11 protein-coding genes and 1 pseudogene are annotated in these 14,737 nt (G+C 33.8%); 5 read left to right on the top strand and 7 right to left on the bottom strand.

Translation table 11 applies throughout. The features are described 5' to 3' along the window. Nucleotides 1-42: 42 nt before the first annotated feature. Nucleotides 43-4,935: a T9SS type B sorting domain-containing protein gene (locus tag GQR97_RS11875; RefSeq protein ID WP_158848630.1), complete on the top strand. Its 4,893-nt coding sequence runs from the start codon at nt 43-45 to the stop codon at nt 4,933-4,935. A gap of 34 nt (nt 4,936-4,969) precedes the next feature. On the opposite strand, the pseudogene GQR97_RS11870 reads toward GQR97_RS11875, so the two are convergent. Both GQR97_RS11870 and trxB read right to left on the bottom strand, forming a co-directional pair. Then, nucleotides 4,970-5,155 (bottom strand): annotated as a pseudogene (locus tag GQR97_RS11870) (aminotransferase class I/II-fold pyridoxal phosphate-dependent enzyme); the annotation flags it as partial. A gap of 123 nt (nt 5,156-5,278) precedes the next feature. Continuing rightward, nucleotides 5,279-6,259, bottom strand: a complete 981-nt coding sequence (trxB, locus tag GQR97_RS11865; RefSeq protein ID WP_158848628.1) for a thioredoxin-disulfide reductase — start codon at nt 6,257-6,259, stop codon at nt 5,279-5,281. A 339-nt stretch (nt 6,260-6,598) separates the two neighbouring features. On the opposite strand from trxB, the gene GQR97_RS11860 reads away from it, so the two are divergent. The 4 genes from GQR97_RS11860 to GQR97_RS11845 all read left to right on the top strand — a co-directional run bounded on the left by GQR97_RS11860 (nt 6,599) and on the right by GQR97_RS11845 (nt 10,388). Beyond that, on the top strand, nt 6,599-7,471 hold the full coding sequence (locus GQR97_RS11860) for an AraC family transcriptional regulator (RefSeq protein ID WP_158848626.1): 873 nt from the start codon (nt 6,599-6,601) through the stop codon (nt 7,469-7,471). Nucleotides 7,472-7,644: 173 nt separating this feature from the next. Next, a complete protein-coding gene (locus tag GQR97_RS11855; RefSeq protein WP_158848624.1) occupies nt 7,645-8,382 on the top strand; it encodes a (Fe-S)-binding protein in 738 nt (245 codons plus the stop codon). 35 nt (nt 8,383-8,417) lie between these two features. Next, the gene (locus GQR97_RS11850) at nt 8,418-9,797 is read left to right on the top strand and encodes a lactate utilization protein B (RefSeq protein WP_158848622.1); all 1,380 of its coding nucleotides are present in this window, start codon (nt 8,418-8,420) and stop codon (nt 9,795-9,797) included. 3 nt (nt 9,798-9,800) lie between these two features. After that, on the top strand, nt 9,801-10,388 hold the full coding sequence (locus GQR97_RS11845) for a lactate utilization protein C (RefSeq protein WP_158848620.1): 588 nt from the start codon (nt 9,801-9,803) through the stop codon (nt 10,386-10,388). A gap of 111 nt (nt 10,389-10,499) precedes the next feature. On the opposite strand, the gene GQR97_RS11840 is transcribed toward GQR97_RS11845, so the two are convergent. The 5 genes from GQR97_RS11840 to GQR97_RS11820 are packed head-to-tail and all read right to left on the bottom strand — an operon-like array spanning nt 10,500 to nt 14,705. Beyond that, on the bottom strand, nt 10,500-10,829 hold the full coding sequence (locus GQR97_RS11840; protein ID WP_158848618.1) for an L-rhamnose mutarotase: 330 nt from the start codon (nt 10,827-10,829) through the stop codon (nt 10,500-10,502). Nucleotides 10,830-10,847: 18 nt separating this feature from the next. Next, entirely contained in the window at nt 10,848-12,188 is a 1,341-nt protein-coding gene (gene fucP, locus GQR97_RS11835) for an L-fucose:H+ symporter permease (protein ID WP_158848616.1), read from the bottom strand. 36 nt (nt 12,189-12,224) lie between these two features. After that, nucleotides 12,225-13,004 (bottom strand): SDR family oxidoreductase, encoded by a 780-nt coding sequence (locus GQR97_RS11830; protein ID WP_158848614.1) that lies wholly within the window; start codon nt 13,002-13,004, stop codon nt 12,225-12,227. Between the two features lie 19 nt (nt 13,005-13,023). Further along, complete coding sequence (locus tag GQR97_RS11825) at nt 13,024-13,848, bottom strand: amidohydrolase family protein (RefSeq protein WP_158848611.1); 825 nt, start codon at nt 13,846-13,848, stop codon at nt 13,024-13,026. After that, the gene (locus GQR97_RS11820; protein ID WP_158848609.1) at nt 13,848-14,705 is read right to left on the bottom strand and encodes a fumarylacetoacetate hydrolase family protein; all 858 of its coding nucleotides are present in this window, start codon (nt 14,703-14,705) and stop codon (nt 13,848-13,850) included. The genes GQR97_RS11825 and GQR97_RS11820 overlap by 1 nt, the downstream gene beginning before the upstream one ends. Nucleotides 14,706-14,737: the final 32 nt, after the last annotated feature.

Here is a 14,737-nt window from a genome sequence, read left to right as displayed (position 1 = left end):
ATTAATAGCAACTATTCAAATCCTGATAACAGCTTTCTAAACATGAGGTTTTTCTATTCTTTCTTAATTTCAATCTTATGTTTTAGTCAATTTTCTAATGCACAAAAAATATCTGTAGATAGTAGTGTAGGATTACAATCTCTAGTTGAAGATAATTTAGTAGATGGCTGTGTTGATATTTCAAATATTCAATCTGTTATAAACGGGTCTTCGTATGGTTTTGAAAGTTATGGTTATTTTGAGCGTGCAGGCTCTAACTTCCCTTTTGAACGTGGCATTATGCTATCTACTGGAGCTGCAAATTCTGGTGGAAACGAACTTATTACACCTCCATTAAGTGAAGGCTCTTCCGTTTGGGGAACAGATCCCGATCTAGAAACTGCCTTAGGAACATCAAACACGCAAAATGCAACATCAATTGAGTTTGATATTGTTTCAATTTCTGGACAATTTCAATTTAACTATCTATTTGCTTCCGAAGATTATGATGGTATAAATCCATGTCAAGTTTCCGATGGTTTTGCTTTTCTAATAAAAGAAACAGGAAGTGCTGCTCCTTATGAAAACATAGCCATTATTCCTGGTACAACAACACCTGTAAACACAAGCACCGTTCACCCTAATTTATTACCCGCATGTGCTGCCGAAAATGAGGAATATTTTGCAGGTTATAATAATGGAGATACAAATTATATAGGTAGAACAACCGTTTTAACTGCATCTACAACAATTACACCTTATGTATCTTACCATGTAAAACTGGTTATTGCAGATCAAACAGATGGTACTTTTGATTCTGCTGTATTTATTGAAGGAGACAGTTTTAAAATACTTGATTTAGGAGATGATATTACTAGCTGTGAAAGCTCGGCGCTTTTGGATGGTGATATTAATAATTCTTTTGCTTCTTATAAATGGTTTAAGGATAATATTGAAATCACTGGAGCCTTAATGCCAACCTACACTGCTATTGAAAGTGGGACATATAGAGTTGAAGTAACTGTCACTTTAAATGGAAGTAACTGTATTGAAGAAGATGAAATAGTTGTAGTTTTAAATACTGAAGAAGCAATTACACCAATTACAGATTACGAATTATGCGATGACAGCAGTGGTGATGAAATTGAAATTTTCGATCTATCAACAAAATCAGCTGAATTAATTGCTAATATTCCGTTTACAAACTATACCTTCTCGTATCACTATTCTGAAACGGAAGCACGAACTAACACCAACAGAATATTAACACCAATACCAAATTCCTTATCAAACCCACAAAATATTTTTGTTCGTATTGAAGATACAAGCTCTGGTTGCTTTGCTTATACTAACTTCGATCTTATTGTTAATCCATTACCAATAATAACTGAACCTACAGATTTAGAAGTTTGTGATACAGATAATTTATCTGATGGTTATGCCATAATTGATTTAACTCAAAAAGACACCGAAATAACCCAAGGAAACAGCGCTTTATTGGTAACCTATCATTACAGTCAACCAGATGCGGATACTGGTGCAAACCCAATACCAACGCCTTATCAAAACATAAATACTCCAAACGAACGCGTTTATGCTAGAATACTTAACCCCGAAACAGGCTGTTTAAACTACACAGAGCTTAATATTAATATCACCATAAGCCCTGTTGTAAATAGAGATACACAATTTTTAAATGCTTGTGATAGTGATCTAGATGGTTCTGCCAGTTTCGATTTAACACAATCTATAGCAGATATTCTAGGAGGTCTAACAGGTGTTACAGTTACATTCCACGAAAGTCTTAATAATGCACAAACTGGAAGTAATCCTATAGCAGACGAAACGAACTATCAATACACAAATGCAGTAGCCGAACCTGGATATAGAATTCTATATGTTCGTATTGTTGACGATTCAACCGGTTGTCCAACAATTGTTCCGCTAGAAGTGCATACAAATTTACTTTTAACTGGAACGGACACCGGGTTCTTCGCAATTTGTGATACAAATGAAGACCCAGACGACATAATACAATTCAATCTAAACTCTGTAGAAACTTATATTGCAAACGAATTACCTAACCCCATTGTTGTTAGCTTTTTTGAAGAAGAAACCGATAGGGATGCCAATATAAATGCGCTTGACAAAACAGCTTTATTTACTGCTGAAAGTCCTACCACACTTTTTATTACTATAGAAGATACCGACAGTGGTTGTTCTGAAGTTTCGGATATTACATTAGTTATTAATCCCGTTTTATTATTTGAACCATCCGTACCTTTACCATATTGTGATTCCGACGATGATGGTTTTGTTAGTATTGATCTACATTCATTAGACAACATTGTATTAAATGATAACCCTAATTTTGAAGCAACTTATTTTGGCGAACTTTCGCATGCTGAAAACAACACAAACCAACTACCACCTTTCTACACGAATACAAATAGTTTAGAAACCATATATGCTCGTATAGAACATGTAGCAACAGGATGCGCAACAATTAATCCTTTCCAAATTGAAATACTACTAGCTCCAGCCGCTACAACCCCTTCCGACTTTGTAATTTGCGACGACGATGACGATGCTTTTTCTATTATTAATCTAGAAGATAAAAATGGCGAAATAGTTGCAGATCCTTCGATACTCAACTTCAGCTATTATACCAACTTAGAAGATGCAAATAATTTAACAAATCCAATAGAAACGCCAACATCATATAATGCTGAATCGCAAACCGTATACGTTAGAGTAGAAAGTAGCACTAGTAGCTCTGGTTGTTATAATATTGTTGAACAACAAATTATTGTTAATACATTACCCAACCCTCCAGAAATTACAAACTATGAAATATGCGAAGTAGACGGAGATAGAACGGCGGACTTTTTATTAGTTGAAAAGGACACCGAAATTTTAAATGGGCAACTCGGAAAAGAAGTCTATTATTTTGAAGATATTGCACTTACAATGCCTATTGATAAAAACAGTATTTACAACAACATAACACCATCGCAAACCATTTATGTTAGCGTTCAGAATATAACAGATGCCAATTGCTTTAAAACAACATCGTTTACTATTCAAGTAGCCCCTGAACCAGTTTACAATGCACCAGTTCAATATTTAATATGTGATGATATTAGCAACGACGAAATTGCAGTATTCGACCTTGATACAAAAACAGAAGAAATAACAAAAGATATACCAGATGCATTAAACATTTCCTATCACTTAACTGAGTTAGAAGCTGAAAACAATACGAATGCCTTAACGGACTCGAATTACACCAACGCAGTAAACCCACAAACTATATATGTACGAATTGAAAGTGATGATTCCTTATGTTTTGTAGTAGAAACACTTAGTTTAAATATTATTTCTGCACCAGATATATCTGAAGTTACAGGACCATTAATTAGTTGTGATGAGGATTATGATGGCATTACATCTTTTAATTTAGAAGATGCCGAGTTTGAAATTTACGATAGAATTCAATCAAACCTTGTAATTAATTATTATGAAAATCTTAATGATATAAATGATAATGGTTTTGATAACACAAATGAAATTTTAGATCCAACAGCATTTGATTCCAATACACAAACAGTATACATAAAAGTAACGAATACATTAACAGGCTGTTTTAGTGTTATTCCACAGGATTTGAATGTAAATCCTCCGCCAGAAATATTAAACATAGGTACAATCTCGATTTGCGATAATACAACTGATACTTACGATTTATCACAAGTAGATTTGCACCTAGTAGATGATACGAGCACCGTTACTATTTCATACCATGAAACCGAAGAAGCAGCGGAAAGAAATGAATTACCTCTGGAAAGCATGTATAAATACACTAATTTAAATCAAACACTTTTTGCAAGAGTGACTGATATTGCTAACAGCTGCCACATTGTTACGTCCTTTAACTTAAGAGTCTATGTTAATCCACGGGCCTCAAGTACACCTGCAGATTTAATAGAGTGTGATGATGATTTCGATGGTCTTTTTGAATTCGATTTAACGAATGCTAATTCAATTATTCTTGGCAGTCAAGACCCAAGTACGCACGTAATTACCTATTACAATAATGTTACCGATGCCGACGAAAAGATAAATACTATAAGTAGTTTATATACCGCAGAAAATGGAGAAACAATTTATGCTAGATTAGAGTCTAGTGTTACTAAATGTTATGACATTACTCAATTTAACACATATGTTAATCCTTTACCTCTTATTGATATAGATAAAATTATTCCTATCTGTAACGATTCCCCTATTACGGTTAGTGCAAATACAGGACAATCTAGCGATACTTATTTATGGTCTACAGGAGAAACAACATCAGAAATTATTATTCAACCAAATGCTCCTGGAAATTACAGTGTAACCGTAACAAGATCTTATCCTATAGGTAATTCTTGTTCTAACAGCGCTGATTTTATAGTTGCAGAATCAGATTCTGCTATTATTGATATTGCACCACCAACAACAAATTTTACAGACCCTAATAGCATAACAGTAAATATTCGTTCTGGAGGAATTGGCGATTATGTTTATATTCTAGACGATGGTGAATCACAAACCTCTAACGTTTTTACAGATGTGCCTTATGGTGAGCACCTTGTAACCGTCCGAGATTTAAATGGTTGCATGGACGAAACTAGAAGTGTATTTATTTTTGATATACCTAAATTCTTTACACCAAACAACGATTTATTTAATGATACTTGGCACGTAGTTGGAGCAAATCAATTACCAGGAACCGTTGTATATATTTATAATCGTTATGGCAAACTATTAAAAACACTCACCCATTCATCCGATGGTTGGGATGGGACTTTTAATGGCTATAATATGCCATCGGATGATTACTGGTATTTGGCTCAAATAATTCAGAATGGAAATGCTTTTGATTTGCGAGGTCATTTTGCTTTGAAACGCTAATTATAAAAAGCTCCCACTATTTAAAAATTATAATTTAATCTATCACACCTAAGTTTTTACCAACTTTTATAAAAGCATTTACAGCTTTATCCATATGGGCTTTAGTATGTGCTGCAGATAAGTGTACTCTTATTCGAGCCTTATCTTTTGGTACTACAGGATAAAAGAACCCTATAACATAAATACCCTCTTCTAAAAGCATGTTAGCCATATCTTGAGAATACTAAGCACCATATAACAAATCCCGAATTCTTTCGAATAAAAACTTCATTCTAAAACTCTCAAGGAATAAAAAAACCGAAGCTAATAGCTTCGGTTTTAAAAAAATTATTTTGAAAGACTCTTAGTTATAGTTTGAAGTGCTTACTTCAAAAGTAGAATCTTTAGCCGCTAAATAACGTTCTGCATCTAAAGCAGCCATACATCCCGTACCTGCAGCTGTAACAGCTTGGCGGTATACGTGATCTGCAGCATCTCCACAAACAAAGACTCCTTCAACATTTGTTAAAGCACGACCTGGTACATTTTTAATGTATCCTGTTTCGTCCATATCAATAAAGTCTTTAAAGATATCTGTATTAGGTTTATGCCCAATAGCTACGAAAAATCCTGTTGCAGGAATATCTTGAGTTTCTTTCGTTTTATTATTTGAAACTCTTACTCCAGTAACTACTTGTCCGTCACCTAAAACTTCTTCTGTTTCCGTATTGAATAAAATTTCAATATTTTCTGTGTTTTTAACACGAGCAGCCATAATTTTAGACGCTCTAAATTCGTCTCTACGCACTAACATTGTAACTTTTTTACAAAGTTTAGATAAATAGTGAGCTTCTTCACAAGCAGAATCTCCTGCTCCTACAATAACAACCTCATGGTTTCTATAGAAAAACCCATCGCAAACAGCACAAGCAGAAACACCTCCACCTAGCTTTAAATATTTTTGTTCAGATTCTATACCTAAATATTTAGCCGAAGCTCCTGTTGAAATAATTACAGTATCGCAGTGTATTTCTTTAGTATCATTTACCCAAACTTTATGTACATCACCAGAGAAATCAACTTTAGTAACCCAACCATCACGCACATCTGTTTCAAAACGTTCTGCTTGTTTTTGTAATTCCATCATCATTTGAGGTCCTGTAACTCCTTCTGGATAACCTGGGAAATTTTCAACTTCGTTTGTTGTTGTTAATTGACCTCCTGGTTGTATTCCTTGATATAACACAGGACTCATATTAGCTCTAGCGGCATAAATTGCTGCTGTATATCCCGCAGGTCCCGATCCTATAATTAAGCACTTTACTTTTTCTATTGTATCAGACATAATTACTATTAAATTTTGATTAAGACCAATTTAACTATGAAATTGGTACAACAAAAGTAGAATTTTTGATTGAATCCTTACATAGAAGTTATCAACAGTTTTTATAATACAATAGCTAGTCGTTATAAAACGGCTTTTGGCGTTATCTCTAAAAAACCTTGGTAAAAGCATTGTATTTTTAATTATTATCAACAATTAGGATATTTAACAACACTCTAAACAAACTGTAGTTTCTCCTTCAAAATCATAATCAACAAAACAATAGCAATATTATTTTTGCCTTATTAATCCTTTTTTGTTATTTTGGGTTTATTAAATACTAACCATACCAGTTTAAAAATGAAACTTCATCTTTTAGATCGTAGTAACCTAACCAATAGTTCGTTTACCACAAAAATTAACGAATATCCTTATTTTTTAAAAATATGGCATTACCATCCCGAGCTAGAACTTGTTGTGGTTTTAAAAAGTGAAGGTACTTGCTTTATTGGCGATAGTGTTGAAAAGTTTGGTATTGGAGACGTGGTGCTTATTGGAGAAAATTTACCACACATGTGGCTTAATGACGATGGTTACTTTGAACATACCTCGGAACAAGCAGCAAAAGCGATTGCTATCCATTTTAAAGAAAATTATTTAGGACCTAAATTTTTTGAAACACCCGAAATGATTCATATTCTAGAATTATTTCGACGGGCTCGCTACGGTATCAAGTTTTTAAATGTTAACAAAAAACTGATTAACGATATTAAAAACATGCTCGAATTGGAAGGTTTCGAAAAAACTATGGCTTTTTTAAATATTCTACATGCTTTGGCCAAGCACACCAACACTAAAAAACTATCAAGTCAAGGTTTTATTAATTCGTTTAAAGCGGCTAAAAGTAATACTCAAGATAATGTGCAGGCTTATATTTTTAAAAATTTCAACCAAAACATTACACTAAACAAAGCCGCTGAAATTGCGCACATGAATCCATCTGCTTTTAGTCGCTATTTTAAACGGGTGAATAAAAAAACATTTTCTCGTTATGTTACCGAAATTCGAATTGGTTATGCTTGTAAACTCCTTTTAGAAAACAGATTCAATATATCAAAAATTTGCTACGAATCGGGTTTTAATAATATTTCAAATTTCAACAGGCAGTTTAAATTAGTCATGAACTACACACCTTCAGAATATCTTGAAAAACATAAAACAAAGCACGATTAATTTGCTGTTTATATAAAGATTAATAAAAACAAAGCAAAAATAGTATCATACACGATCAAAATTTAGGAAGACTGGTATTCTTTTTCCTCCTAATTTTGTGCAACGCAATTAAATAGCTTCAATACCACATTTGAAACATTTTAAAAGCCAAAGTCATTTAAATTAAAAATTTTATGAAAGTAGGTTTATTTATTCCCTGTTATATCAATCAACTCTATCCGCAAGTTGGTCAAGCAACCCTAGAACTTCTAGAAAAGCTAAAGGTAGATGTTGTTTACCCTTCGGGACAAACCTGCTGTGGACAACCCATGGCAAATTCTGGTTTCGAGTATGAATCTGTTGGAGCTTGCAACAATTTTGTAGAAAATTTTAAAGACTTTGATTACATTGTTACACCTTCTGGAAGTTGTGCATATCATGTAAAAAAACATTACGATATTATTCCACAAACCGATGATGTTATTAATGTTCGAAATAATGTTTACGAACTATGTGATTTTATATTGAATATTTTAAAAATAAAAGATATAGGTGCTTCTTTCCCTTATAAAGTTGGAGTTCATAAAAGCTGTCATGGTTTACGAGGCTTACGTTTAGGCTCATGTTCTGAAGTGGTTGGTCCATATTTTTCATACATTGAAGAATTACTAAAAGAAGTAAAAGGGGTAGAAATTATGCCTATAAAAAGAAGTGATGAATGTTGTGGTTTTGGTGGCACATTTGCAGTGACAGAAGAAGCCATTTCTGTTAAAATGGGAAAAGATAAAATTAAAGATCATTTAGAAAGTGGTGTTGAAGTAATAACAGCTACTGATACCTCATGCTTAATGCATTTAGAAGGCTTAATAAACAGAAATAAACAGCCACTAAAAATTCTGCATATTGCCGAAATTTTAAACAGCACACTTTAATTTAAACCGCCAAAAGTTTCATAAAACAAAACATTATGAGTCATTCTAAACTAGCTAGCATTTTTAATAAAGACGAAAAAAAAGTCGATTGGCATGATAAAGCCCTTTGGTTTGTTCGCCATAAACGTGATAAATCTGTACACGAAGTAAAAGGTTGGGAAGAACTCCGTAATCTTGGTCACGGTATAAAAGCCCACATGCTTTCTAATTTAGATGTTTATTTACAAGAATTTGAAGCCAATGCCAATAAAAACGGCATTGAAGTCCATTGGGCAGCAGATGCCGAGGAACATAACCAAATTGTTCTTAAAATATTAAAAGAAAATAACGCTAAAAAAGTAGTTAAAAGTAAGTCGATGTTAACGGAAGAATGTCATCTAAACCCATATTTGGAAGCCGATGGTATTGAAGTGATTGATACAGATTTGGGTGAGCGTATTGTACAGTTAGCCAAAGAACCGCCAAGCCATATTGTACTGCCAGCCATACATAAAAACAGACACGAAGTTGATGAATTGTTTCAGGAGCATTTGGGAACAAAACCTTGTGATGGTGACCCACAATATTTAACAGGAGAAGCTAGAAAACATTTAAGACAAAAATTTATAGAAGCAGATGCAGCTCTTACAGGTGTGAATTTCGCCATTGCAGAAACAGGAGGGTTTGTTGTTTGCACTAATGAAGGTAACGCCGATATGGGGGCGCATTTAGCTCCAGTGCATATTGCTTGTATGGGTGTCGAAAAAATTATCCCAAGACAAGAACATCTAGGTGTGTTTTTAAGATTATTAGCACGTTCTGCAACTGGACAACCAATAACCACCTATTCGTCGCATTTTAAAAAACCAGCCGATGGCAAAAAAATGCACATTATAATTGTTGATAACGGACGCTCAGAACAATTGGCTAGGCCCGATTTTAGAGCCTCTCTACATTGTATTCGTTGTGGTGCTTGTATGAACACTTGCCCAATTTACAGACGCAGTGGTGGCCATAGTTACGATGCGACAATCCCTGGACCAATTGGCTCTATTCTATCTCCTGGAAAAGATTTAAAAAAATATAGCACATTACCCTTTGCCTCTACGCTTTGTGGATCTTGTTCTGATGTTTGTCCGGTGAAAATTGACATACATACGCAACTTTATAAATGGCGCCAAATTATTACAAAAGAAACGCCACAACCTTTCATCAAAAAGAAATCGATGGAAATTATGGGACAAGTTTTTGCTAAACCATCTCAATTTGAAAAGGTTGGAAAAATAGCACGTTGGTCACTTAGAACACTGCCAAAATCGTTAATAAACTCCAAACCAAATGCTTGGGGAAAAGCTAGAGATTTACCATTAGGACCAAAAGAAAGTTTTGATGATTGGTACAAAAAGAGAGAAGCTAATAAAGATAAAAAAGACTAAGGAATGAGTAGCAGAGATCAAATATTAAGCAAAATTAGCGCAAATAAACCAGAACTTTTACACCTTCCAGATATTGATATGTCTATTTTTGATGAAGGCTTAGATTTAATAAAAGAATTCACCAAAAAAATTGAAGTTGTTGGCGGAAATGTCATCAAAACAATATCTAATGATGCGGTAATTTCTCAAATGGAAACTTTATTTCCTGATGCTAAAGTTAAATATTCAACTTTAGTTAATACAGAATCCTTTAATACTCTAGATTTAACGACTATTAAAAACTCTCAGGATTTAGAAGATCTTGATATTTTAATTCTAGAAAGTGATTTGGCAGTAGCCGAAAATGGTGCCGTTTGGGTAAGTGACAAACAGCTACCAATGCGGGCGCTTCCTTTTATAACAAAGCATTTAGTTGTTATAGTTTCAAAAGAAAGCATAGTACCATACATGCACCAAGCCTATGCTAAACTAAGTGAAACATCTAACGATTTTGGAGTTTTTATTGCAGGACCTTCAAAAACAGCAGATATTGAACAGTCTCTAGTAATTGGAGCACAGGGTGCTTTAAGTTTTACTTTATTTTTGAAGTAAAAAACAGGAAGAATAAAACCTTTAAAGAAAAACAAATGCGACTTTGAATTAATATCAAAGTCGCATTTGTTTTATAATAATTTTTATTGAATATTAAAACGAAGTCTATTTCTAAAGCTGAAATATTTTCTCCATCAACATCCATTTTTCTCCTTTTTTAGCTATCGGCAACGCTTGTTGATACTTCCACATAAGCGTTTCCCATTCTTGAACTTTAGGATTATTAGCGTCCATATCGTTCTTCTTTTCAAAAGAAAAACTTTCGTTTACTTTCATTATCATAAACAAGCGATTTCCGACTTGAAAAATTTCTAAATCCTCAATACCAGAATCTTTAATACTTTTTATAATTTCCGGCCAAACAGCTCGGTGATAGGCCTTATATTCTTCAATTAAATTAGCATTATCTACTAAATCTAAAGCGAAACAATGTTTTTTCATAATAAAATTTCATTAAATTTAATCTACTTTATTTTCGTGCTTTCTAAATACATGCGCACCATACCAAGCAATATAAACAAAGCATAATAAAGGCAATACAAAAGAAAAATTAACTTCGGCAACACCCATTATGGTTGTATCAGAAACACCACTTCCTCCGGCATCAATAATCATCCCTTGTAACATAGGTAACAATGCACCACCAACAATGGCCATTACTAATCCTGCAGAACCTACTTTAGATTGTTCTTCTGTTAAATCGTTTAAAGCAATACCATAAATTGTTGGAAACATTAACGACATACTAAAAGAAATACCTACAACACAATACAAGCCGTAAATACTTTCAATAAACATAGCTCCTAAAACAAATGCGCCTGCTAATAAAGCAAAAGACATTAATAATTTACCAGGACTCATAAAGCGTAACATACCTGTACCAACAATACGACCGACTGTAAATAATACAAATGCAACAAACTGATAAGCAAAAACGTCTATTTTTTCGTAACCTACCACATCTACGTTAGCTAAATCAATTGCTTCCGCATATTGGTAAATATAAGTCCATGTCATAATTTGACCACCAACATATAATATTTGTGCAACTACTCCTAATACATATTTACTATTTGTTCCTAATTTTTTGAAAGTATCTCCCAAACTCGGCATATTTCCCTCTTCTTTAGTTTGTGGCATTTTACTAACCAAAAACAATACGAATACAGCAGAAATAACCAAACCTAAAGCAACGTATGGATCACGAATAACCGCTAAATCTGCCACTCTAATCATAGCTCTTTTAGCATCATCTAAAGCTGAGAAATCGGCAATATCATCCGATTGTAACCTATCGTAAACAAAATATTTTGCAACCAACAAGCCTGCGGTTAATCCAATAGGGTTTACAGATTGTGCTAAATTTAAACGTTGGGTCGCAGTTTCTTTAGATCCCATTGCTAAAATATATGGATTTGCAGCTGTTTCTAAAAAGGCTAAACCAAACGTTAATACATATAACCCTAAGCAGAAAAACCAAAATTGCTCGGTAATAGCTGCCGGATAAAATAGTAAGGCTCCTACGGCATATAAACCCAGACCTATTAAAACGCCTACTTTATACGAATATTTACGCATAAACATCGCTGCCGGTAAAGCCATGCAAAAATAACCACCGTAAAAAGCCATTTGGACCCAAGACGCCTGTGTATTTGATAATTCTAATACTTTTTTAAAGGCATTTACCATAGGGTCGGTTACCGCATTGGCAAATCCCCAAAGGGCGAATAATGATGTTACTAAAATAAAAGGAATAAGTACTTTCTTAGAAACTAAGGGTGTTTTGGTTGTATTGTTCATAAATTTAGTTAGTTTAAGTGTATTGGCTATAGATTTTTATAGAGAGCGATCGAGATGTGCATAACCACCATCTACATAAAGTAATTGCCCTGTAGTATGGCTTGATTTACTCGATAATAAAAAAGCGACAGTATCTCCAATTTCTTCGGCAGTTGTCATTCTATTTCCAAAAGGTATATTTTTTGTAATATCTAATAATCGTTGTTCTTTATCAGGAAAAGTGCTTATCCATTTATCATAAAGCGGTGTATAACATTCAGCAACTATTAGAGCATTAACACGAATACTATATGGTAACAACTCTACCGCCCATTCTCTAGTTAATGCATTACGCCCGCCATTTGCTGCAGCATATCCAGATGTACCGCCTTGGCCTGTATCTGCTGTTTTAGAGCCTATATTTACTATAGCTCCTTTAGTTTTTTTAAGTTCAGGAAGTACATACTGTGCCATTGAATAATAATGTCCTACGTTACGTTTTAAAGACTGAATAAAATCGTTATAATTTCCGGTTTCTAAACCAACACTATCATTAACTCCTGCATTATTGACTAAACCATCAATACGCCCATACTTCTTCACGACCTCGTTTATAGCATTTTTACATTGTTCAGGATCGGTAAGTTCTGCAAGTGCATAAAAAACTTCAATTCCCTTCTTTTTAAAATCTTCAATAGCATCAATCGCGCTAGCTTTGTTACGCGTAATAATTACAGGATTGGCTCCTTCATGTATTAAGGACTCAACAATCCCCAACCCGATACCTTTAGAACCACCGGTAACTATAATGACTTTATCTTTTAAATTTAAATCCATCTTAAATTTTAGTTTTAATTTACAAATTATACATTTTTATGGCATTTCCGCCCATAATTTGGCGTTGTTCTTCTTCCGAAAAATCAATAAAATAATTTTCAATTATTTGTAAAACACTTTTATACTCACTCGCTAATAAACATACGGGCCAATCGGAGCCAAATAACAACCTATCGGTTCCAAAAGCGGCAACCATAGTATCTAAAAACGGTGTAAAATCCTTTGGTTCAAAATTAAAATTCTCTGTTTCGGTAACCATACCAGAAATTTTACAAGCCACATTTTTAAATGTCCCTAGTTTCTTAATATCTTTTACCCAACTAGGGTCTAATCCTTTTGAAATTTGTGGTTTTGCAATATGATCTATCACAAATTGCTGGTTTGGAAATTTCTCGACCAACTTTATCACATTTGCCAAATGTTTCGGAAAAATTAAAACATCGTAAGCTAAGTTTAATTGACTTAATTTACTAATGCCATGCTGAAAATCTTCTCGTAAAACAAAGTCTTCATTTTCTACTTGTAGTAAATAACGAACCCCTTTAAAAATCTTGTTTTCAGAAAAGTGCTTTAAGCGTTCTTCTACATCATCTGAACATAAATCTACCCAACCTACAACACCTTTTATAAAAGGATTTTTATGAGCTAAATCTAATAAAAAATTGGTTTCGGCTTCCGACGGATTGGCTTCTACCACAATGCAGCCATCAATAGCATTGGCTTCTAAAATAGGTTTTAAATCCTTAGGAAGAAAATCTTTTCTTATTACTTCCATAGAAGCATCAATCCAGCTATCTCTAACTGGATTGTAACTCCAAAAATGCTGATGGGCATCTATTTTCATTATTTTTTGTATGCTTTTACCGATTGCTTAGAAACACCTAAACCTTCAATACCTAATTCCATAACATCGCCAGGTTTTAAGTATGTTGGAGGTGTTAAACCTAAACCAACACCAAATGGCGTACCCGTAGAAATAATATCTCCAGGAAGTAATGTCATGAATTGACTAATATGACTTACTACGTGTTGTACGTTAAAAATAAAATCGGATGTTGAGCTATTCTGCATCATTTCTCCGTTAATTTTCAACCAAAGGTTTAAATTATTCGGATCTTTAATTTCGTCTGTTGTAGCAATAAAAGGTCCAACTGGCGCGAATGTATCACAACCTTTACCTTTACACCATTGTCCAGATTTTTCTATTTGAAAAGCGCGCTCACTTACATCGTTATGCAAAACGTAACCTGCAATATGATCAATAGCGTCTGCCTCTTCTACATAAGATGCTTTTTTACCAATAACGATAGCTAACTCTACTTCCCAATCTGATTTTTCACTATTCTTAGGAATAATTACATCATCATTTGGACCAACTAATGCCGTTGTTGATTTAAAAAACAAAACAGGTTCTTTAGGAATATCCATACCAGCTTCTGCCGCGTGTTGTGCATAATTCAACCCAACACAAACAATTTTTGATGGTCTTGTTAAAGGCACACCTAAACGTACATCATCACCTACTAAAGGACAACTTTGTTGATTATCTTTTAACCAAGCTTTTAGTTTTCCAATACCATCGTTTCCAAAAAACTCTTCATTATAATCTGTTCCAAATGCCGATACATCGATTATTGTCCCATCTTCTAATTGAACACCTGGTTGCTCGCTTCCTACTGCTCCAAATCTTATTAATTTCATCTGTATAAGTTATTTTATGTTTGTAAATATAT

It is taken from the genome of Algibacter sp. L1A34 (assembly GCF_009796805.1).
Lineage (GTDB): Bacteria > Bacteroidota > Bacteroidia > Flavobacteriales > Flavobacteriaceae > Algibacter.
This window is presented reverse-complemented; position numbering and strand designations above follow the sequence as displayed.

Bases quoted from the DNA above. Each gene is read 5' to 3' on its own strand.
- GQR97_RS11875 (WP_158848630.1), top strand. From the start codon at position 43: ATGAGGTTTTTCTATTCTTTCTTAATTTCAATCTTATGTTTTAGTCAA.
- trxB (WP_158848628.1), bottom strand. From the start codon at position 6,259: ATGTCTGATACAATAGAAAAAGTAAAGTGCTTAATTATAGGATCGGGA.
- GQR97_RS11860 (WP_158848626.1), top strand. From the start codon at position 6,599: ATGAAACTTCATCTTTTAGATCGTAGTAACCTAACCAATAGTTCGTTT.
- GQR97_RS11855 (WP_158848624.1), top strand. From the start codon at position 7,645: ATGAAAGTAGGTTTATTTATTCCCTGTTATATCAATCAACTCTATCCG.
- GQR97_RS11850 (WP_158848622.1), top strand. From the start codon at position 8,418: ATGAGTCATTCTAAACTAGCTAGCATTTTTAATAAAGACGAAAAAAAA.
- GQR97_RS11845 (WP_158848620.1), top strand. From the start codon at position 9,801: ATGAGTAGCAGAGATCAAATATTAAGCAAAATTAGCGCAAATAAACCA.
- GQR97_RS11840 (WP_158848618.1), bottom strand. From the start codon at position 10,829: ATGAAAAAACATTGTTTCGCTTTAGATTTAGTAGATAATGCTAATTTA.
- fucP (WP_158848616.1), bottom strand. From the start codon at position 12,188: ATGAACAATACAACCAAAACACCCTTAGTTTCTAAGAAAGTACTTATT.
- GQR97_RS11830 (WP_158848614.1), bottom strand. From the start codon at position 13,004: ATGGATTTAAATTTAAAAGATAAAGTCATTATAGTTACCGGTGGTTCT.
- GQR97_RS11825 (WP_158848611.1), bottom strand. From the start codon at position 13,848: ATGAAAATAGATGCCCATCAGCATTTTTGGAGTTACAATCCAGTTAGA.
- GQR97_RS11820 (WP_158848609.1), bottom strand. From the start codon at position 14,705: ATGAAATTAATAAGATTTGGAGCAGTAGGAAGCGAGCAACCAGGTGTT.